16 protein-coding genes, 2 tRNA genes and 3 pseudogenes are annotated in these 20,104 nt (G+C 45.4%); 16 read left to right on the top strand and 5 right to left on the bottom strand.

Features of this window, described 5'->3' with window-relative positions:
* Positions 1 to 81: 81 nt before the first annotated feature.
* Positions 82 to 1,347, top strand: coding sequence for a purine nucleoside transporter PunC (gene punC, locus DN599_RS11150; RefSeq protein ID WP_420820865.1), 1,266 nt, complete (start codon positions 82 to 84; stop codon positions 1,345 to 1,347).
* A gap of 151 nt (positions 1,348 to 1,498) precedes the next feature.
* Positions 1,499 to 1,589, top strand: a tRNA-Ser gene (locus tag DN599_RS11145).
* A gap of 351 nt (positions 1,590 to 1,940) precedes the next feature.
* Here the strand turns inward: DN599_RS11145 and DN599_RS11140 are convergent.
* Positions 1,941 to 2,274, bottom strand: a pseudogene (locus DN599_RS11140) (IS4 family transposase); the annotation flags it as partial.
* A 299-nt stretch (positions 2,275 to 2,573) separates the two neighbouring features.
* On the opposite strand from DN599_RS11140, the gene DN599_RS11135 reads away from it, so the two are divergent.
* The 3 genes from DN599_RS11135 (at position 2,574) to DN599_RS11125 (ending at position 3,930) form a co-directional block, all read left to right on the top strand.
* Positions 2,574 to 2,975: a GFA family protein gene (locus DN599_RS11135; RefSeq protein ID WP_110457689.1), complete on the top strand. Its 402-nt coding sequence runs from the start codon at positions 2,574 to 2,576 to the stop codon at positions 2,973 to 2,975.
* Positions 2,976 to 3,105: 130 nt separating this feature from the next.
* On the top strand, positions 3,106 to 3,642 hold the full coding sequence (locus DN599_RS11130) for an AAA family ATPase (RefSeq protein WP_204165124.1): 537 nt from the start codon (positions 3,106 to 3,108) through the stop codon (positions 3,640 to 3,642).
* A 129-nt stretch (positions 3,643 to 3,771) separates the two neighbouring features.
* Positions 3,772 to 3,930, top strand: a complete 159-nt coding sequence (locus DN599_RS11125; RefSeq protein ID WP_204165123.1) for a hypothetical protein — start codon at positions 3,772 to 3,774, stop codon at positions 3,928 to 3,930.
* Here the strand turns inward: DN599_RS11125 and DN599_RS18920 are convergent.
* A pseudogene (locus DN599_RS18920) lies at positions 3,922 to 4,071 on the bottom strand (transposase); the annotation flags it as partial. The gene DN599_RS11125 and the pseudogene DN599_RS18920 overlap by 9 nt on opposite strands.
* 370 nt (positions 4,072 to 4,441) lie before the next feature.
* Here DN599_RS18920 and DN599_RS11110 point away from each other — a divergent pair.
* The 4 genes from DN599_RS11110 to DN599_RS11095 all read left to right on the top strand — a co-directional run bounded on the left by DN599_RS11110 (position 4,442) and on the right by DN599_RS11095 (position 6,916).
* The gene (locus DN599_RS11110) at positions 4,442 to 5,005 is read left to right on the top strand and encodes a dihydrofolate reductase family protein (protein ID WP_110457687.1); all 564 of its coding nucleotides are present in this window, start codon (positions 4,442 to 4,444) and stop codon (positions 5,003 to 5,005) included.
* 114 nt (positions 5,006 to 5,119) lie between these two features.
* Positions 5,120 to 5,338, top strand: a complete 219-nt coding sequence (locus tag DN599_RS11105) for a DUF6500 family protein (protein ID WP_110457686.1) — start codon at positions 5,120 to 5,122, stop codon at positions 5,336 to 5,338.
* Between the two features lie 65 nt (positions 5,339 to 5,403).
* Positions 5,404 to 5,877, top strand: a complete 474-nt coding sequence (locus DN599_RS11100) for an O-methyltransferase (protein WP_204165122.1) — start codon at positions 5,404 to 5,406, stop codon at positions 5,875 to 5,877.
* A gap of 382 nt (positions 5,878 to 6,259) precedes the next feature.
* A complete protein-coding gene (locus tag DN599_RS11095; protein ID WP_110457684.1) occupies positions 6,260 to 6,916 on the top strand; it encodes a glutathione S-transferase family protein in 657 nt (218 codons plus the stop codon).
* A gap of 392 nt (positions 6,917 to 7,308) precedes the next feature.
* Here the strand turns inward: DN599_RS11095 and msrA are convergent, their stop codons facing one another.
* Positions 7,309 to 7,788 carry a peptide-methionine (S)-S-oxide reductase MsrA gene (gene msrA, locus DN599_RS11090; RefSeq protein WP_110457683.1) on the bottom strand — a complete coding sequence of 160 codons (480 nt, stop codon included), beginning with the start codon at positions 7,786 to 7,788 and terminating at the stop codon, positions 7,309 to 7,311.
* A 297-nt stretch (positions 7,789 to 8,085) separates the two neighbouring features.
* Here msrA and astE point away from each other — a divergent pair, with 297 nt between their 5' ends.
* From astE to DN599_RS11055, 7 genes are all read left to right on the top strand, one after another.
* Positions 8,086 to 9,129 (top strand): succinylglutamate desuccinylase, encoded by a 1,044-nt coding sequence (astE, locus tag DN599_RS11085; RefSeq protein ID WP_110457682.1) that lies wholly within the window; start codon positions 8,086 to 8,088, stop codon positions 9,127 to 9,129.
* Positions 9,130 to 9,330: 201 nt separating this feature from the next.
* Complete coding sequence (locus tag DN599_RS11080) at positions 9,331 to 10,509, top strand: thiamine pyrophosphate-dependent dehydrogenase E1 component subunit alpha (RefSeq protein ID WP_110457681.1); 1,179 nt, start codon at positions 9,331 to 9,333, stop codon at positions 10,507 to 10,509.
* 3 nt (positions 10,510 to 10,512) lie between these two features.
* On the top strand, positions 10,513 to 11,490 hold the full coding sequence (locus tag DN599_RS11075; protein ID WP_110457680.1) for an alpha-ketoacid dehydrogenase subunit beta: 978 nt from the start codon (positions 10,513 to 10,515) through the stop codon (positions 11,488 to 11,490).
* Positions 11,491 to 11,500: 10 nt separating this feature from the next.
* Positions 11,501 to 13,093, top strand: a complete 1,593-nt coding sequence (locus DN599_RS11070; RefSeq protein WP_110457679.1) for a dihydrolipoyllysine-residue acetyltransferase — start codon at positions 11,501 to 11,503, stop codon at positions 13,091 to 13,093.
* A gap of 112 nt (positions 13,094 to 13,205) precedes the next feature.
* Complete coding sequence (gene nadA, locus DN599_RS11065; RefSeq protein WP_110457678.1) at positions 13,206 to 14,273, top strand: quinolinate synthase NadA; 1,068 nt, start codon at positions 13,206 to 13,208, stop codon at positions 14,271 to 14,273.
* Between the two features lie 362 nt (positions 14,274 to 14,635).
* Positions 14,636 to 16,624, top strand: coding sequence for a methyl-accepting chemotaxis protein (locus tag DN599_RS11060; protein ID WP_110457677.1), 1,989 nt, complete (start codon positions 14,636 to 14,638; stop codon positions 16,622 to 16,624).
* Between the two features lie 257 nt (positions 16,625 to 16,881).
* Positions 16,882 to 16,969: transfer RNA gene (locus DN599_RS11055), tRNA-Ser, on the top strand.
* A 322-nt stretch (positions 16,970 to 17,291) separates the two neighbouring features.
* Here the strand turns inward: DN599_RS11055 and DN599_RS19075 are convergent.
* Together DN599_RS19075 and DN599_RS11045 are read right to left on the bottom strand one after the other, a co-directional pair.
* Positions 17,292 to 17,659: pseudogene (locus tag DN599_RS19075) on the bottom strand (iron reductase); the annotation flags it as partial.
* A 141-nt stretch (positions 17,660 to 17,800) separates the two neighbouring features.
* Entirely contained in the window at positions 17,801 to 20,026 is a 2,226-nt protein-coding gene (locus DN599_RS11045) for a TonB-dependent siderophore receptor (RefSeq protein WP_162599198.1), read from the bottom strand.
* Positions 20,027 to 20,104: the final 78 nt, after the last annotated feature.

Genomic DNA, 20,104 nt, shown 5'->3' with positions numbered 1-20,104 from the left:
GTAAGCAAAAATAAACGCTTCACAAGCAATAAGCAAGTATCTACACTCCGCGATTCGTTATTTGGTTATTAGTGTGAATGTATGAATTTTATGAATAAATGCTCAAAATTGCTGTTTTTTATCTATCTTGCGTTGTTGAGTATGTTGGGTTTTGTTGCAACTGATATGTATTTACCTGCTTTCAAAGCAATTGAGGCAACATTTGGAACAACCCCTAGCCATGTGGCAAGTTCATTGACCTTTTTCTTAGCTGGTTTGGCAATTGGTCAATTGTTGTATGGGCCATTAGTGCAGCGTTTTGGTAAGCGTAACAGCCTACTATTTGGTTTGGTGATCTTCGGCAGTGCCAGTTATATGGTTGCAGTGAGTGATTCTATGTGGCTGTTTAATCTTGGTCGCTTCTTCCAGGCTATTGGTGCCTGCAGTGCTGCTGTAATTTGGCAAGCCATCGTTATCGATAAATATGAGGCGACTGAAGCACAAAAGATGTTTGGTAATATTATGCCTTTGGTGGCTCTATCACCGGCGTTAGCGCCCATACTTGGCGCTTACGTATTAGAGCATAGCGAATGGCGCAGCATATTTATGCTATTAACTGGCCTCACTGTGTTGTTGATGCTGGCAACCATGATGTGGGTTAAATCTGAGCAAGTTGAAAGTAATGCTGAAGCACCTCAAAAGGTGGGTGTCAGTTATCTTGATATGCTTAAGAGTCCACAATACTTGGGTAACGTATTAATATTTGGGGCTTGCTCTGCGGCGTTCTTCTCGTATCTGACACTGTGGCCGATCACTATGGAGCAACACGGTTACCAAGCCACTGAAATTGGCCTGAGCTTTATACCTCAAACTATCATGTTTATAGTAGGTGGTTACATGAGCAAAGTACTTATCCGTCGAGTCGGTGCCGAGCAAACCTTAACCATTTTATTGTTACTGTTTGGCATGTGCGTTGCCGGGATAGCGTTTAGCACCTTGGTGATGCAGGCTGACACCATTTGGCCTTTGTTGGGTATTTTCTCGGTATTAGCAGCGGCTAATGGTGCTTGTTATCCTATTGTGGTTAATTGTGCACTGCAGGTCTTTAAGCAAGCCTCTGCCAAGGCGGCTGGCTTACAGAACTTTTTGCAGATAAGCTTAGCGTTCGGCGCATCATCGATTGTTGCGATATGGGCAATACATGCGGAAGTGACTATCGCTATCGCGATTGTTGTGTCATCAGTTGGTGTGCTGGCAGGGTACAAAATGCGCCGTTTAAATAGCTGGAGCCAGCTATTTAAAAAGTTGAGCAAAGAACTGGCGGCGCCAGATAATTCGCGTGTTGGTATCCACAGCGACGAAAATTAATTGCCCTTTTCTTCGAAAGGGTAACATCTGCTTTCAAAATAAAACGATAGTAGGTGATAGCCCTTAGTTGATGGTTAGTTAAGCAGTTGATGCCGCGAATATCATTTTTACTTTACATCAATTAAAGAGCACTATATTATTCGCGGCGTTCGGAGAGATGGCAGAGTGGTCGAATGCACCGGTCTTGAAAACCGGCATGGGTTTATAGCCCATCTAGGGTTCAAATCCCTATCTCTCCGCCACATCAAAACAAAAGCCCGTTATCGAAAGATAACGGGCTTTTTGCTGTTTGTACTTCCGCTACTTGTACTCGCTTATGATAGCGACTTGAACCCTCGGGTTCCTATTGTTTAAAGTCAGCTATCTCTTTGCCATATTAAAACAAAAAGCCCGTTATCGAAAGATAACGGGCTTTTTACTGTTTGCACTTCCGTTACTTGTACTCGCTTATGATAGCGACTTGAACCCTAGGGTTCCTATTGTTTAAAGTCAGCTATCTCTTTGCCACATTAAAACAAAAGCCCGTTATCGAAAGATGATGGGCTTTTTGCTGTTTGTACTACTGCAACTTGTTCTAGCGCTGGGGGAACCCCTCATAATTCGGGTCTCCCTGCTGTGTGAACCAACGTAATGTATTCATTGCCCAGCGTAAATGTTGCTCTGTTATTCGATAGTTATCTCTCCGTCGTACTTTTTCCCTAATCTTACAAACAAGAAGACCGGCCGATGCCTAATAGTGTTCGCTTGAAAGTGCTTTTGCCAACCGAAATGCAGGGCAATGATACCTATGCTCCACAAGGCAGTCTCAGCTAGCATGGCGATGAGTAACAAGAGATCTAATCGCTTAGGGCAACGACTTTAGCTGTGTCTTAGCCCCATGCCGTATTGTGGACTTTTTAAGTCTATAAAGGTCTCTTCAATCTGCATTGCCAGAGATGTTACGGCCTAGCAGCATCAAAGAGAGTTGATTGCCATCAAGTAGTGATTTTGTGGCAACCATAAGAGAAGTAAGGCGTTTCTTGTAGATTGAAGGGCATTGATCGGTTAGTGACCCATGTAGTATTGTAATGTCGCGCATGGTGCTGTTCTAGTTTGTTTTTGGCGAAATTGATTAGATCAAACAGCACCATGCGTGTCTACTAATTGATTGTAAAAGCAATTATCTGGGGAGCCTCTAGAAATGGGCGTTATGTGCCAGACATCTGCAGGCAGCAAAGGGAAGCTTTATGACTGATTACTTTGGTTCTTGTCTATGCGGCACCGTGAAATTTGAAGTGCAAGGGGACTTTGATAGCTTTTATTTGTGTCATTGTCAGCATTGCCAAAAGGATAGCGGTTCTGCTCATGCGGCAAATTTATTTTCACAGTCAGCTAAATTAATCTGGTTGGCAGGTTCAGATTCAGTAACGACCTTTACGCTTGCAGGTACTCGCCACAAAAAAAGTTTTTGTAAGGTTTGCGGTGCAGCATTGCCAAGCACTCATGACGCAGGTCTTCTAGTCATTCCCGCTGGGTGTTTGGACAAGGAAGTCTCTATGTCGCCAACGGCTCACATCTTTACATCTAGCAAAGCTGTTTGGGATAAAGAATTAGACACATTACCAAAGTTCGACGGGCTGCCAGATTGATAGCCCATCACATAATAAATCAAAGCACTCGGACGTGGCAAAGCTGTCACCTTTTGTGCAAAAACACACACAAAATCCGCCAACTTCACCACGCCGGTGTTTGAGGCGTTAGCCGTCTATGGAGTTTTATTTGAATAATAGAGTTATTTTTACAGGTGGCCCTGGTTCAGGAAAGACTTCAGTTATCAAGTTTTTGTGTCAAATGGGTTACCCAAGCGCACCTGAAGTTGGGCGAAAAGTTATCCAAGCCCAAGTCGCCTCGCAAGGCTCTGCATTACCTTGGTTGGATAAGACAGCATTTCGCGATGAAATGGTTCTTGAAGAAATCAATAATTACGAGAACTTTGGTGATACTGAAATGACGCTTTACGACCGAAGTATGATCGATTCATATGGGTACAGTAAGCTTGAGAGCATACCTATTTCGGAACTTTTGTTAGCTAAATGCGGTGAACTAGATTATTGCCGTAAAGTTTTCATTTTTCCTCCTTGGGAAGAGATCTATGAAAATGATACTGAGCGAAAGCAGGACTTTAATGAGGCGGTTGCGACATACCATGAAATGGTGAGTGCTTATACAAAGTTTGGCTATGACTTAATTGAAGTCCCAAAGGTATCAGTTAAAAAAAGGGCGCAGTTCATCGTTAGTAAATTGAACGACGTCTAATAAAGCAAGGCTGATTCGCAACGCTTGATATTTTTGGTTCGAATCGGATTTAGTTCTTATGAAACCATGATTTAGCTTGTGGGTGGTGTTGTTCACCACTCAAGGCGGCGTTATGTGCTTGGAGGAAATATGCAATATATCGAAGTCAAAAGTAGCGAAATTCCTTTAGATTTATTGTTTGTAGCTGATCCTTGCGAAGCAAATATCGCGTCATATCTATCTTATTCATGGTGTTTTGCTGCATTAGATAATGGAAGAATTCTAGCTGCTTGTACCGTTAAGCCATAGACCTAAGGTATGCGCTTTAAAGGTCTGAGTTTGACTGTCTAGATAGTTGAAGCTGATGTGGTCATTAATGTCATTGATGATTGCTTTGTCAGGAAGTACGCCGCGATAAAGATAGCGAGGCAGGTATTTTAGCGCTAGCAAGGTTAAAGGCGTTAAACAGGTCAAGCTTAACCGTGCGCCATGAATGAGACGCTATGAGATCAGCGAGCTATCACTTTAAATCAGAGGTACTCAAGTATTGACGAGCAGTCAAAGTAGGCTGAAATACGCCGTAGCGCACGGCCATAAGCATCGATAGTTGCAGGTCGCTTGCCTTGCAGTGTTAAGTTGGTAAGATATTGTTCATAAAGAAAATCAAAGCGTTGTTGTTAGGCTGGTAAGCCAAATCAGGTCGCCTCTAGAAAGTATTTAGGCTGGAAGGATAAAGAGGTTTTTTTATCTTTTCTGCCGCGAAGCGGCTTCGTTTAACAGCTCGTTATAAGTGTTCTGAGATTTGAGGTCAAAATTAAACATGAAATGTTCTGTATTTATTGCAACTAGCGCTGATGGTTATATAGCAACACTAGGAGGCAATGTTGATTGGCTTCATACATCGGGTGATCAAGAAGCGGATATGAGTGACAGCCCAGATATGGGGTTTAATGATTTTATTTCATCGGTTGACTGTATGGTTATGGGGCGTAAATGCATGGAGACTTTGTCTAGTTTTAACCTCACTCCAGAGCAGTGGCCTTACGGGAATATCAAAATTTACGCACTGAGTCATTCGCTGACGCAAGCGCCAGTGAGTTTACGAGATAAAGTGGAGATGTATTCTGGCGATATCGGGGATCTTATCAATAAACTCGAGAGTGAGGGCTATGAGCATGCTTATATTGATGGTGGTACTACGATCACCTCGTTTCTAAATCGACAACTGATAAATGAAATGATCATCACTAAAACCCCTGTTATCCTTGGCGGCGGCATTCCTCTCTTCGGTAAAGTTGCTCAACCTATTAAGTTAACATCCGCTTTTGCTAGGGTATATCCAAATGACTATATTCAAGTTAAGTATACAGTCAATTATTTATAACAGTGTTAAGCGGACAGTTAACGCCTAGTTCTTGCAATTCAAATCGATGCACATTTGAATTAATGTTGTCAGTACCATACTGTCAGTTGGACAACCCAATATTGAGATACCGTTTTGCGCACAGTACTTAGAGATAAAATTGTTGAAGTATGTGATCTAAAGATTAAGCAGAAAGGCTCGGAAGTTGGGTTGTCTTTTTATGCATTCTTCAAAAATAGAAACGATCAGCCGGAGCTTCTCATGGAGGTGGCTCGCTGGTGGATCGAAACACACAAATTGGATCACTTCGAAAAAGCGATCAAGATCAAAGAGATGGTGGAGTCCGGTGCTTAGCCGTATTTAGTTAAGCACGTAACAATCTACTGGAGAAGCGTTTTTAGTCTAGAGCGATATTTCTGGTGCTCATTCTTGTTCAGGCTACTCGTGCCAGTAAGATTTTAGAGATTGGCACATCTAATGGGTATTCCACACTTTGGTTGGCTTCTGTACTTCCAAGTTGCGGCAGAATTTACACTGTTGAGGTGAATCCACAGAAAATTTCAGAAGCTAGGCTTAATTTTGAAAAAGCCGGTGTCAGCGCTAAGATCACTCAGCTAGCGGGGGACGTTAGTGAAGTTCTTGAGCATCTGACTGAACGAGTCGACTTCATATTTCTCGATGCCGACCGAAAGGCGTATTTATCATTAGCCGAACCATTATTTAATACTCTTGAGCCTGGTGGTTTACTTGTTTGTGACAATGCCATTTCTCATCGCGATGAGCTGGCAGATTTCACCCTTTGGTTAAACAAGCAAAATAACCTAAAGTCTGCCTTAGTGCCGGTTGGTAAAGGTGAGTTGCTTGTTTATAAAGCTGAAGTCGAGGTGAATTGAGCGATTTGAGGTGAATTGAGCGATTTACAGGGGCTCGGTACATGAGATGTCGCATTGGGCATGCGATGGGTTAGTTTATCATTGCCGGCTTAGTCATGATCCCCTTGTGACAGTGGCGCGCAGTCGTCACAAGGATGTTGCGCCATATAAAGTTGTGGGGGGAATCAAGCTAAGCATATAGCTATAGAATCTGTGAATTACGTTCAGGCAATCCATCTAAGCCTTTGTCGTGCAGCATACAAGTTGATGTGGGCCGTCATGATGATTTGGCTTATGTGCCATATCATTCACTGTAATAACGGCATCTTGTGTTAATCACATAAGACGTATAGCATGACTCATTTTATAAATTAACTAATTCTAAATTAACTGAGGATTTACAATGGGCCTGATACTCTATGGTGTGCCGCTGTCGCCATTTGTGCGTAAAGTACGTTTGTGCTTGGCTGAAAAGGCGCTGGATTATCAATTAGAGATAATCTCGCCATTTGATCAGCCGTCTTGGTATAAAGAGATAAACCCACTCAACCGTATTCCTGCGATTAAAGTGGGAGAGTTCACTTTGGCCGATTCGAGCGTGATCTGCCAATATCTCGAAGAGCAATACCCACAAGCGTTGAGCTTAATGGGTGATAATGCTGAACAAAATGCGCGCGTGCGTTGGTTAGCTAAATACGCCGATGACGAGCTAGCACCTCTGACAACCTTTAGTGTGTTTGCACAGCGTGTGCTCAGTAAAAGTATGGGGAAAGAGTGTGACGAAGGTGTTGTACAGTTAACACTGACAGAAAAACTGCCTGCTCATTTCGATTACCTTGAGCAACAGTTAGCCGGTAATGATTATTTTGTCGCAGGAAAGCTCACCTTAGCGGATCTGGCTTTCAGTTGCCAGATGGTTAATATGGAGCACGCTGGCGAGACAATTGATGCGACGCGTTGGCCATATTTAAGTGCTTTATATTTACGGGTTAAGGCGCGAGCATCGATGCAAGCCATGTTACCCGGCGAGCAAAATATTATCGCAAAAATAACGGCATAGGTTTGGTGAAGACCCAGTGCTGCTGATGCAAACTGAGATTAAACTGACTTAACTGCGGTGAATACTAAGCTCTATAAATACTAAGGCCTATCAATTAGTCGTTTGAAGTCAATCGTTACATAAAACGCTGTGATGACTAGATTGATATGATAAAAAGCCGCCAACCTTATGGATTGGTGGCATTTTTAAGGCTCAACAAACTGGTGAGTAGCATACAGACATCAAAGAGTGGTTAGCATCAAAGTACTTTCGACATAAACTATCCGCTTTCATAACAAGCCACTTAATCTGAGTTCTTCATCACAAAAAATGAGCAGACTACATGCCAGTACTATTATAAATAGTGTCAGGAAAGTAATATCCTCGCTGAGTATTGAGCTTGTAATCGTCACTTAATAAGTCAGGTGACAACTGGGTAGGTTATTCTTTTTTAAGTAGTTTTGGTGATACTCTTCGGCGAGGTGAAACGGCATCGCGGGCACTATTTCTGTGACTATTTGGCGCATCCCCCATTTTCCGCTTCGCGCTAAGGCAAGCTTCGATTGCTCAGCTGCCGCTTTTTGTTGCTGATCGTAAAAAAAGATCGCGCTGCGATATTGATGACCTATGTCACCGCCTTGCATGTTGAGCATGGTCGGGTTGTGATTAGACCAAAATACGGCTAAAAGTTGTTCATAACTGACTCGATGTTCGTCATATTCAAGCTGAACTACTTCAGCGTGACCGCTGTTACCTTGTTTGACTTGTTCGTAAGTGGTGCGTTTATCGTCACCGCCCATGTAACCACAGCTTGCTGCTGTCACCCCTTCAATTTGTCTGAAAAAGTACTCTACACCCCAAAAACAACCAGCACCAAATGTGGCTATAGCCATCTGTACACCCCATGACGTTTAATTGATATGCCTATATAGCAGGTAGAGGAGCAAGTTATCAGTATTCCTCTTCAGCCAGTGTAGACGTCTAGATGGCTTTATTGTGTGGTGGCTTTAATGAGATTGCAAGTTTAATTTACCGGTCACTAAGTTATTGTGTGGTGACAAATGGCTGTCTGATCCGTTAAATGGTACTATCAGGCGTTGATAAACATAATACTAATAAATCCAAGGAGTCATGCCTATTACGACAGATCAACTTGGTCTGTAAGGTATGAATAATGTAAGGAGTTTTGTGTGCAACAAGCACTAAATTTGTCGAATGACTTTTTGCAATTTACCCTCGCAAATCCAAAATCTATCCCAGAGCCGTTTACCTTTACCATAGGCGAACACACCCGCGTACATATTTGGGATACTGGGGTGATTGCATTTGAGCCGTTGTCTAGCGGCGATGTACCAGTCAAAAATATTGTATTGTCCAGTGCCATACACGGTAATGAAACCGCACCCATTGAACTGTGTAACACGCTGATCACTCAGTTACTCTGCGGCCAACTGGTGACACAGCAAAGGTTACTTTTTTTAATTGGTAATCCTGCAGCGATTTTAAATGGCACCCGTTTTGTTGAAGAAAACCTCAATCGACTTTTTAGTGGGGCACACTCCAATGGACAAGGGCTTATCAACGCCGAGCGTGTGAGAGCTAAAAAGCTTGAGCGTTATGTCGATCGCTTCTTTATGGGTGGTCAGCCAAACTCGCCGCGATATCACTATGACTTACATACGGCTATTCGTGGTTCCAAGCATGAGAAATTTGCCATTTATCCTTATCGTCAAGGTGCACCGTACAGTGGTGAGCAACTGATGTTTTTAGCCGCTTGTGGTATTAACACTGTGTTATTTCATCATGAGCCAACCACCACTTTTAGTTATTTTTCTGCTCATAATTATCAAGCCCATGCTTTTACTATCGAACTTGGCAAGGTAATGCCGATGGGCCAAAATGATATGACACGCTTTATTGCGTTAAAAACAGTGTTAATTCAATTGATTAAAGGTGAACCTTTGGCATTGCCGGCCTTCGATAACACTCAGCTTAACCTTTACCAAGTTAATCGCTCTATCAATAAGCGTTATGACGATTTTGAGTTTACGTTTACCAGTGATGTGGAGAATTTTACCGCGTTTCCTAAAGGTTATGTGTTAGCAAAAGAGGGGGGGGCAGAGATTAAGGTTGATGCTGCATCCGAGTCTATCGTATTTCCTAATGCCAATGTGCCGGTCGGGCAAAGAACCGTGCTCTGTTTGGTGCCTGCACAGGGTTATCAGGTTAACTAAGGCGGCGCGCTAGGCTTGTAAAGCTAAATATACAACAATGTTAGATGCTAGTTAGTTACTTTAGACGAGTTGGGCTTGATAGGTAGTTTACGTTAACGTAACTTGAGGCTCACGTGTGAAGACAATACTGGCCAATGAATGGGTGTTAACACATTTGCTGGCAACTCAATAACAAGAAAACTCAGCTGATAAGAGAATAGTATGAGCAACACTAAGAGCACGACAGAAACTGTCCATCGGGTCAGCTTTCTTGATAAAGATTCGTTATCAATCCCGATTTTGAAGATCCTTCAAGCAGACGGCACCACGTTCGAAGAAGCGGTATTACCCGTGATCGACCAAGCTTTAGCTGAAAAAATTCATGACACCTGTGTCTTTACTCGCGTACTCGATGAACGCATGTTAGGCGCACAGCGCCAGGGACGGATCAGTTTTTACATGACCTGCACCGGTGAAGAAGCCTCGGTTGTTGGCAGTGTCGCGGCGCTCGATGATGAAGATGTTATCTTAGCGCAATACCGGGAGCATGCCGCGCTGCGTTACCGTGGTTTTACCACCGAGCAGTTTATGAACCAGATGTTCAGCAATGAAAAAGATCTGGGAAAAGGCCGTCAAATGCCGATCCACTATGGTTGCAGTGCCTTGCATTATCAAACCATTTCATCGCCACTAGCAACGCAAATACCACAAGCCACAGGGGTCGGTTATAGCCTTAAAATGCAGGGCAAACGTAATGTTGCAATCTGTTACTTCGGTGAAGGTGCCGCCTCTGAGGGAGATTTTCACGCCGGATTGAATATGGCCGCCGTACTTAAGTCGCCGACGATTTTCTTCTGTCGTAATAACGGCTATGCCATCTCAACGCCGACCAGCGAGCAGTTTGCCGGCAATGGTATTGCCAGCCGAGGCGTCGGTTATGGTATGCACACGATTCGCGTTGATGGTAACGACATGTTGGCAGTGCTTGCCGCTACCCAGCAAGCCAGAGCCTATGCGTTAGAGCATAATGCGCCAGTACTCATTGAAGCGATGACTTATCGCCTGGGCGCACATTCATCGTCAGATGATCCCTCTGGCTATCGCTCCAAAGAAGAAGAGGCGAAGTGGCAACAACATGATCCCGTGCAGCGGTTTAAATTGTGGATGATCAATAAAGGTTGGCTAGCTGAAAGCGATGACAGCGCTCTATATGAAAAATATCGTCAAGAGGTGTTAGCCTCGGTTAAAGTGGCAGAGAAACTGCCTGTTGTGACCATAGATGAACTGATAACCGATGTGTATGACACGCCAACGCCGCGTCTCGAGCAGCAACTCAAAAATCTTAAACAGCATATTAAGAAATATCCAGAGTCCTATCCAAATAGTGCAGGGAGAGTCTAAATCGTGGCAAAGATCAATATGTTACAAGCCATCAATGATGCCTTGACCATTGCAATGGAAACCGACGAGAAAGCAGTATTGTTTGGTGAAGATGTAGGCCACTTTGGGGGTGTGTTTCGTGCCACCTCAGGCTTACAGGAAAAATTTGGCCGCGATCGCTGTTTTAATACCCCACTGACAGAGCAAGGCATTGCCGGTTTTGCTAACGGTTTAGCCTCAAACGGCATGACCGCGATTGCCGAAATCCAATTTGCCGATTATATCTTTCCAGCCATTGACCAAATCGTCAACGAGTCGGCCAAGTTTAGGTATCGCAGTGGTAACGAATTCAACGTCGGTGGCATCACTTACCGCACGCCTTATGGTGGAGGTATTGCTGGTGGTCATTATCATTCACAATCACCTGAAGCTTATTTCACCCAAACTGCAGGCTTAAAAGTGGTTGTGCCACGAAATGCCTATCAGGCTAAAGGCTTGCTACTGGCTTCTATTCGCGACAATAACCCTGTGGTGTTTTTCGAGCCTAAACGCTTGTACCGCGCCAGTGTCGGTGAAGTCCCTGAAGGCGCCTATGAGATAGAGCTAGGTAAAGCGGAAGTGGTTAAAGCGGGCACAGATATCACCTTATTGGCTTGGGGGGCGCAGATGGAGATCATCGAAAATGCAGCTTCGATGGCAGCCAAAAAGGGCATTTCATGCGAAATCATCGATTTACGTACACTTGCCCCATGGGATGTGGAGACAGTCGCGGCGTCAGTTAAGAAAACCGGTCGCCTGCTCATCAATCACGAAGCGCCATTAACGGGTGGCTTCGCAGGTGAAATTGCCGCCACGATTCAAGAAGAGTGTTTCTTGTATCTTGAATCTCCCATTAGCCGAGTGTGTGGCCTAGATACGCCTTACCCCTTGGTGCACGAAAAAGAATATATGCCAGATGCGCTCAAAACGTTTGAAGCGATCAAAGCATCGATGAAATATTAGGAGCGCAGGCATGATTAAAGAATTTATTTTACCCGATATAGGTGAAGGGGTCGTTGAGTGCGAGCTGGTCGAATGGCTGGTGAGCGAAGGCGACATAGTGGTTGAAGACCAACCCATTGCCGATGTCATGACAGACAAAGCCTTAGTGCAAATTCCGGCACCCCATGCAGGTGTTATCAAAAAACTTCATTACAAAAAAGGCGACGTCGCAAAAGTGCATGCACCGCTTTATTCGGTGGAGATGGATGATGTTGCTGAGACTAAATTATCGGTGGAGGAGGCCGTTAATTCAGCTAGCACTCAAAATTATTCATCGCAAGATGATGCCAGCATAAGTGCCGTAAGCACCGCCATTGAAGAGTTTTTACTGCCTGATATTGGCGAGGGGATTGTCGAATGTGAATTAGTGGATTGGTTAGTCAAAGAAGGCGACATGGTGGTTGAAGACCAACCCATTGCCGATGTCATGACCGACAAAGCACTGGTGCAAATTCCGGCCATAAAGAGTGGTAAGGTTGTCAAACTGCATTACCGTAAAGGGCAACTTGCCCAAGTGCATTCACCGTTATTTGCTATTGAAGTGGAGGTGGAGTCGGCGCCTGCAGCGCAAGCTGTGTCGCAACCGCATGCCGCTAGTGCTGATAATGCGGCGACAGGTAATGACACCTTAGACGTCGAGGGGACATTACCTAGCAATGGTAAAGCACTCGCCAGCCCAGCAGTAAGACGTTTGGCACGCAGTTATGATATCGATTTAGCCAAAGTGCCTGGTACGGGCAAACATGGCCGCGTCTATAAAGAGGATGTCGAGCGTTATCGTGGTGGCGAAGCGGTTAAAGCCAAAGCGGCTAAAGCTGCCAGCAGCGCCGAGCAGATCGCCACACCAGTGAGCCACCTACCTGATCGAGTCGAGCCCATTCGGGGCGTTCGCGCCGTGATGGCGAAGATGATGATGGAGTCGGTATCGACCATACCGCATTTCACCTATTGCGAAGAGTTAGACTTAACCGAGTTAGTTGCCCTGCGCGAATCGTTAAAGCAGCGTTATTCTAGTGATGAGTTAAAGCTCACTATGATGCCGTTTTTTATGAAAGCGATGTCGTTGGCCTTAAGTCAATTCCCCGATATCAATAGCCGTGTTAATGACGACTGCACCGAGCAAACCTTCTTTGCTTCACACAATATAGGCATGGCGGTTGACTCTAAAGTGGGTTTATTGGTGCCTAATGTTAAAGATGTACAGCTTAAATCGATTCTTGACGTGGCCAGTGAGATCACTCGGTTAACTAAAGATGCACGAAGTGGCAGGGTGAGCCCGCAGGACCTTAAAGGTGGTACCATTTCTATCTCTAATATTGGTGCATTAGGCGGTACAGTCGCAACGCCTATCATCAATAAACCTGAGGTCGCGATTGTGGCGCTGGGGAAATTGCAAACGTTGCCGCGCTTTAATGCGCTGGGCGAGGTGGAGGCTCGTAAGATCATGCAAGTGAGTTGGTCGGGCGACCATCGCGTTATCGATGGCGGCACGATTGCACGTTTCTGTAATTTGTGGAAACAGTATCTTGAACAGCCTCAAGAGATGCTGCTGGCTATGCATTAACAAAACGTTTTTTTGAAAAAGAGCGCTTAGCGCTCTTTTTTTTTAATGCTATTAATCTTTGGCCTGAATTAAGTATAATGACGCAAATTAATCCACTATTTTTGGTTTAAGCATGAGTCAGTTAGCTCCAAGTATTGCAAACATACAATATCCATTTCCCGCTAAGCCTATTCCGCTAAATAATGAGCAGAAACAGCATCATAAGACGCGTATTAAGCAGCTTTTAAAAGAAAAGGACGCGGTGTTAGTAGCCCACTACTATACCGATCCAGAGATCCAGGCATTAGCCGAGGAGACTGGCGGTTGTGTATCTGACTCACTTGAAATGGCGCGATTTGGGCGCGATCATCCCGCTAAGACATTGATTGTAGCTGGGGTTAAATTTATGGGCGAAACCTCAAAAATATTGAGCCCAGAAAAAACCGTCTTAATGCCCACCCTCGATGCAACTTGCTCATTGGATGTGGGTTGTCCCATCGAAACCTTCAGTGCTTTTTGCGACGCTCATCCCGATCATACCGTCGTGGTTTATGCCAATACATCTGCAGCGGTCAAAGCCCGCGCCGATTGGGTGGTTACCTCTAGCATTGCACTGGAAATTGTTGAGCATCTAGATAGCGAAGGTAAAAAAATCATCTGGGGCCCAGACAGACACTTAGGCAGTTACATTGCCAAGCAAACTGGTGCCGAGATGTTGATGTGGCAAGGTGAGTGTATTGTCCATGATGAATTTAAGGCCAAGGCATTACGTGAACTCAAAGCACTGCATCCAAATGCAGCCGTGTTAGTTCATCCTGAGTCACCCGCCAGTGTCGTCGAGTTAGCCGATGCGGTGGGTTCAACCAGCCAGTTGATTAAAGCTGCACAATCAATGGATAATGACACCTTTATCGTGGCAACTGATAAGGGCATTTTCTATAAGATGCAGCAAGCTGCACCTAACAAAACATTAATCGAGGCGCCCACTGGTGGTAACGGAGCAACCTGCCGAAGCTGTGCCCATTGCCCTTGGATGGCGATGAACGGCCTACAAGCCATTGAGGCAGCGTTAAGTGACAGTGACCGTGCACGACATGAGATATTTGTCGATGAGTCTTTGCGTCAAAGGGCCTTGTTACCGTTAGACAGAATGCTCAACTTTGCCAAAACGTTAAATATGCAAATTAAAGGTAATGCCTAACACCGCCACGGAGTAGCTGAAAAGTGGTCAATAAGGCTGTAAATTATCCAACAGCTAAGTAAACTTGATATTACACAAAAAAAGCGCCTTTAAAGGCGCTTTTTTGATGGCTGAATTTGTTCTAATGCCGCGCAGTGCTAGAGCAGAAGCGCATTGCACTTCATTGCTTGAAGGCTTAATAGACTCTGTCTCACTGGATTTGGCTTTAGTTTATGTTTTGTTGGCATTTTCATTACATTTGGATTGTGTGCTAGTGTTTATAAACTAAGACCTCATACAGCGAGCCATTGGTTCACACTACGGAGCGTCTTAAAGATGATAATACAATGGCTTAAAACATGCAGCGTTAGGGATAACCAATCATGAATATGCAATGGGTAAGTAATCTCTCAATAAAAAACAAACTGTTACTTGTTATCGTGCCGCCTATTCTTGGGGCGTTATTTTTTGGCTTATACGTTGTTTATGGTCAATATCAAATACAGCAAGGACTTAGCCAAATAGAAACTCTGGCTGAGTTCTCGCAGGTGAACAGTAATTTAGTTCATGAATTGCAAAAAGAGCGCGGCATGAGCGCAGGATTTCTTGGGTCAAAAGGGCAAGCGTTTGCCGATAAGTTGCCTAACCAACGTCAGTTCAGCGATCAACAAGTCAATACATTTAGCGCTTTTACGTTGAACCACACCATCCCAGCGGGTTTTACAACTCAGATGAACAAGGTTAACAGTATGCTTAATCGACTCGATGAGGTGCGCCGGCGTATCGATCAACAGACTATTAGTGTGGCTGAAGAAGTGCAGTATTATAGCGAGCTCAATGCCGCCTTATTGACCATTGTTGACCACGCTAGCTTGCAGGGGGATAACCGTGCTATTGCCATTCAATCTGCTAGTTTTGCAGCATATTTGCAGATGAAAGAACGTGCCGGAATCGAGCGGGCTGTATTAAGCTCCACGTTTGGTAACCCAAGCTTTAAACCAACTATGTTTCTTAAATTTGCCACACTAGTGTCAGAGCAAAATACCTATGAAGAGCGCTTCTTGGCTTTGGCGACTCCTCAGGTTAAGTCTGCGTACCAACAACTTGCTAATTCTTCTACTTTTACCGAGGTAAATCAGCTACGTAGTATCGCCTTTAGCCAAGACCCACAACAGCTACAAGCTAACAGTTCGACTCAATGGTTTGCCAAGTCGACCGCGAGAATCGAAGCCCTGCGGCAATTTGAGCTGCGCTTATCCAACGAGTTGTTAACTGATACCCGTGCAGCTTTGACCCAAGCTACCACCTTGATGATCAGCGCCATCGTGTTGATGTTGGCCTCAGGTTTAGTTGTCATTGTGCTGTCACTGTTCATCGGTCGTTATCTGCATCGTTCACTGCGCAACCTATACCATAAAGTGACTGAATCGCAGCAACATTATGATTTGAGTGTACGGGTAGCCGTATCTGGACGTGACGAGATCGCGCAATTGGGACAAGCGTTTAACCACATGATGACAGATTTTGAAACGGTTATCGGCACGGTGCGCACTAACACCAAAGGCCTGCTTAATGCTTGCCAAGAGATGGAAGGCTATGCGCGCAATATGCGCGAAGATGTCACTCAAGGTCATAGCGAAGTCGATCAAGTTGCGTCGGCCATGACGCAGATGAGTGCCACGGTACAAGAGATTGCTCAAAATGCGGTGCAAGCATCAGAAGCGTCGGCAAAAGCCAATAAAGAAGCCCAAGAGGGCAGCCAAGAAGTAGAGCGTACGGCTGAGTCAATCAATCAGCTGGCTATCGAAATTGATGAAGCGGCAGTGGCAATCAATCATCTTGATAAAGATATTAAAGGGATTGTCGATGTGCTTAGCGTGATCAGCGGCATTGCCGAGCAAACCAATTTATTGGCACTCAATGCCGCGATAGAGGCAGCGCGCGCCGGTGAGATGGGACGTGGATTTGCCGTGGTGGCCGATGAAGTCAGAAACCTCGCTCAACGAGCGCAGACATCCACAGAAGATATCCGTAGCATGACAGAGCGTCTAGAGCGTGGTGCACTGCTCGCCGTAAAAGCGATGGAAGCGGGCAAGGCGCGTGCCGAGACTAGTGTTGTCGAGTCTCGTCGCGCCGGTGAAGAATTAGTGCGTATTGTGAATGAAGTCAGTGTTATCGATAGCATGAACGAGCAAATTGCAGCGGCAACACATCAACAGTCGGTTGTCTCTGAAGAGGTGAATCAAAATGCGATGAAGATAAGTGAGATTTATCGTAACACCCATGATGTATCCGATAAGCTCAGTCAGCTAAACGAAGCCTTGCTTAACGATGTCAGCGCTATGTCACAACTCGTGAGTAAGTTTAAGTAACTCACTGACTAGTGAGTTGGGTATGCAATTTAGGTTTTCATCAGCTTGCTTGCATATGCATCATGTTGTACACCACAGATATAAGACACTTTCGTCAGAGCCAAACCAGAATAGGGCTGGGAAACAAGAAAACTGGTGAACTATTACGCAAATGCTTGACACAGTTGTTTTATTGCTTGACCCAGTTTAGTGATTTGCGTAAAGTGTCGCTCCGTTGGCCGCATCGAATCTTAAGGTTCCGATAACGCTAATGATACGGTGAGATGTCCGAGTGGCCGAAGGAGCACGCCTGGAAAGTGTGTATACGGAAACGTATCGAGGGTTCGACTCCCTCTCTCACCGCCAAATTCAAGAAAAAAGACGTCCTAGGGCGTCTTTTTTCTTATCTGCTTTTTATAAAATCAATGATTTATCGTCCTACCGTGTCTATTAGCAGTCATACTGCATCCAGCTTTTATAGTTATGCTTGGTTTTTAAAAGCATAACTTTGGGTGAGTTATTGCTTTGGAGGCTGCATGGTAAGGAATACTAAGTCAGCTAACAACAAGACCGTTGTGAATAAACCTAAGGATAACCCGTAAAGACTACCTGATGCTGGTGGGGTTATTTTTATTAACTGGCGGCGGATATAGGTTTAATGGCGAATGTACGTCAGTGTCTATCTTGTTAGTTGGCCAAAATACCATTGGGCCCAAAGTGAACGCAGCGTTTTGCGAGCGTCTCTTCTACTGGCGAAAGCGGGCGTTTGGCAGGTTGCAACTGTTATATCGGTTTCGGATTCAATCTTAGTCAGAGTTTCTGCGTAGGGTGTGCTATGGCAAAACGCGCGAGCAGTGTTTAATAGGTATCGGCACAGCTCCATTCATTGCAACTGAGCCCAGTGGTTGAGGGCGTTGAGTTTAGGTGCTCGCCATAGAAGGGGCCCGCTCATGTAACAGCTGATTGAATGTCAAAATGATGTGATTCAAAGCATCGTGCCTGAGCGAGGTCTCGCGCAATAGTTGCAGTCTGGTGTCTCCCCCGTTGGCTTGCCATAATGACTCCTTAATGGCTGTGATTGATTGCCGCTGTGCTTGATAAGCCCCGTTATTATTGATAAGTCCGATAGATGAGGACCTTGTGAGCTCAATACTTGAACTCACAAGGGGTTTCGAACTATCTCAATAACAGTCTGACTTAGAAGCGATAGTCCAAGGTTAAGCTGGCACTGCGCGGCGTACCGTATTGGAATTGGCTGTATTGACCGACTTGGCTGTAGTAGGTTTTATCTAAGGCGTTGTGCAGGTTGGCGCTAAGCTTAAGCTGCTCGGTGAAGGCGTAACTTGCCATCAAACTTGCCAGTGCATAGGAGCCTTGCTCTACTTCGACTTTGCCAAGTGGCGAATTGACCGTTTGATAGACTCGGCTCTGCCAGTTAACCCCTGCTCCCATTTGCAATTTATGCCAATCACCACCAAAGGTATAAGTGGTGAAGAGTTTTAATTGCTGACGTGGTGAAGTGGTACTGATGCGTTTACCATCTGGGTCTTCGGTGGTGAACTGGGTGTAGCCTAAGTAAACATTCCAATCATCAGTGATTTTACCTGTCGATTCAAATTCGAATCCCTGTGTTTTTGTACCGTTTACGCCTTCATACACTTGTGTTGTGGTACCAGGGATCACATCGCCAGTGCGGACTCCGACATTGTCTTGTCTGATCTCAAACACCGACAGTGACATATCTAAGGCCTCATCGAATAGACTCGCCTTAATCCCGCCTTCGTAGTTTTTTCCTTTGACCGGATCTAGGTAGCTTTTATCGATTCTTTGCTTAGTTTGCGGCGCAAAAATGTCGGTATAGCTGGCGTAGAGCGAATATTGCTCGGTCAGAGCGTAAGTGAGGCCAAAGTAAGTGGTGAGTTCGTTGCTGATGCTGAAATCGTATAGGCTGCCAAAGTTATCTTGGTCGGTTTGCCATTCATTGAGGCGTAATCCGACAAGGACAGCTAAGGCATCGCTGAGATTAAGCTGAGTCGCCACATAGGCGGCACTCTGCTTGGTTTCGCCAGATGAGCCAATGTCTGAGGTATCTTGCCATTGAGGTTTAGGGTACTGGAAGTTTGGATCGCGAAAATCCCCCAGTGGCGGCACTGCAGCAGTGGGGGAATAATAGGGATTGGCAAATTCTTGTCGCTGACCATTCCAGCCAAACATCAATTGATGTTCCTGACCAAAGAGTTGGAATTGTCCTTCGGCACGTAAATCCACATTGTGTTGGGTGCGACTGCCGTCGACATAGGCGATAGAGCCTGCAGTGGCGCCAATGTTGGTGATAGGATCGGGATAGCCTGTGGCCCATAGCACATCGAACTGCAATGAGTTGTCGCCATAAGTGTAAGTCCCTTTTAGGTTCCAGCCATTATCAAACCTGTGCTCGAGACTCGCAAAAGTGTTGAGGCCTTGGGTATGCGCCGAGCCCCAATCGGGCGCTGTTGAAGTGGCGCGATCATAGTTAGTGCGGTTACCGTCACTGTAAAAAAGTGGTAAACCGCCCGACATAGTGCCGCTCGGTGTGGCATCTTGGTAATCAACCCCTAGGGTGAACAAGGTGCTATCGCCAATATCGGTTTCGACTATGCCGTATAGCGTGGTGCGCTGCTGCTCGTATCTGTCTTGAAACGAATCTTTATCCTGATAGGCGGCCACCACGCGACCGCGCACAGAACCTGAATCATTTAAGGCGCTGGACACATCGACCATACCACGCACATTATTCCATGAGCCCACACTTAACGAGGTGCTGCCCATAAACTCTTGGGTCGGGCGTTTACGGATAAGGTTAATGGCCGCCGAGGGATTACCGGCTCCCGTCATGAGGCCAGTCGCGCCGCGCACCACTTCAACTCGCTCGTAGATGGCGGTGTCGATCAGATTATCGCCATAGTTGAAGCGGGTGTCGTAGGTGGTGGGCACGCCATCGTACAGTATGCTGGTTACGGCAATGCCGCGAGCACTAATGCTGTATCTGTCATTATCCATAGGGCGGGCATTGATCCCGGCAACGCTGGTCATAGCATCAATCACGCTATTAAGCTGTTGATCGTTCATCATTTGACGGGTGATAGACGTGACCGACTGCGGCGTTTCTAAATAGGATAAATCGAGCCCCGTCGCTGTATTCATCGCTTGGGTTTTATAGCGATTGTCGTGTAAATCCTTGGCGCCAATGACATTGATGATTTCAATCTCTTTCTGGTGTTTCTTAGTCTTACCATCCGCATCGACAGTGTCTGCTACGGCATGGGGCACACTGGCTAACACGGCTGAGCACAGCAGTAGCTTTGGGTTAACGAGGGCTTGTCTGCAGACGAGTGCGATGCTGGAGAGAGGAAAAGTCTTCATAATGGTGATCTTTAATTCCATTTAGGTTGGGGTTAAATAAAGCGGGCCAATAAGTGGCCCACACAAACGTTTCGTCAAGTTTCAGAAAGTGTCGGCTCT

Source organism: Shewanella algidipiscicola (assembly GCF_900380485.1).
GTDB classification, from domain to species: Bacteria; Pseudomonadota; Gammaproteobacteria; order Enterobacterales; family Shewanellaceae; genus Shewanella; species Shewanella algidipiscicola.
Note: the sequence above shows the minus strand (reverse complement) of the source record. Positions and strands in the feature narration are given on the sequence as shown.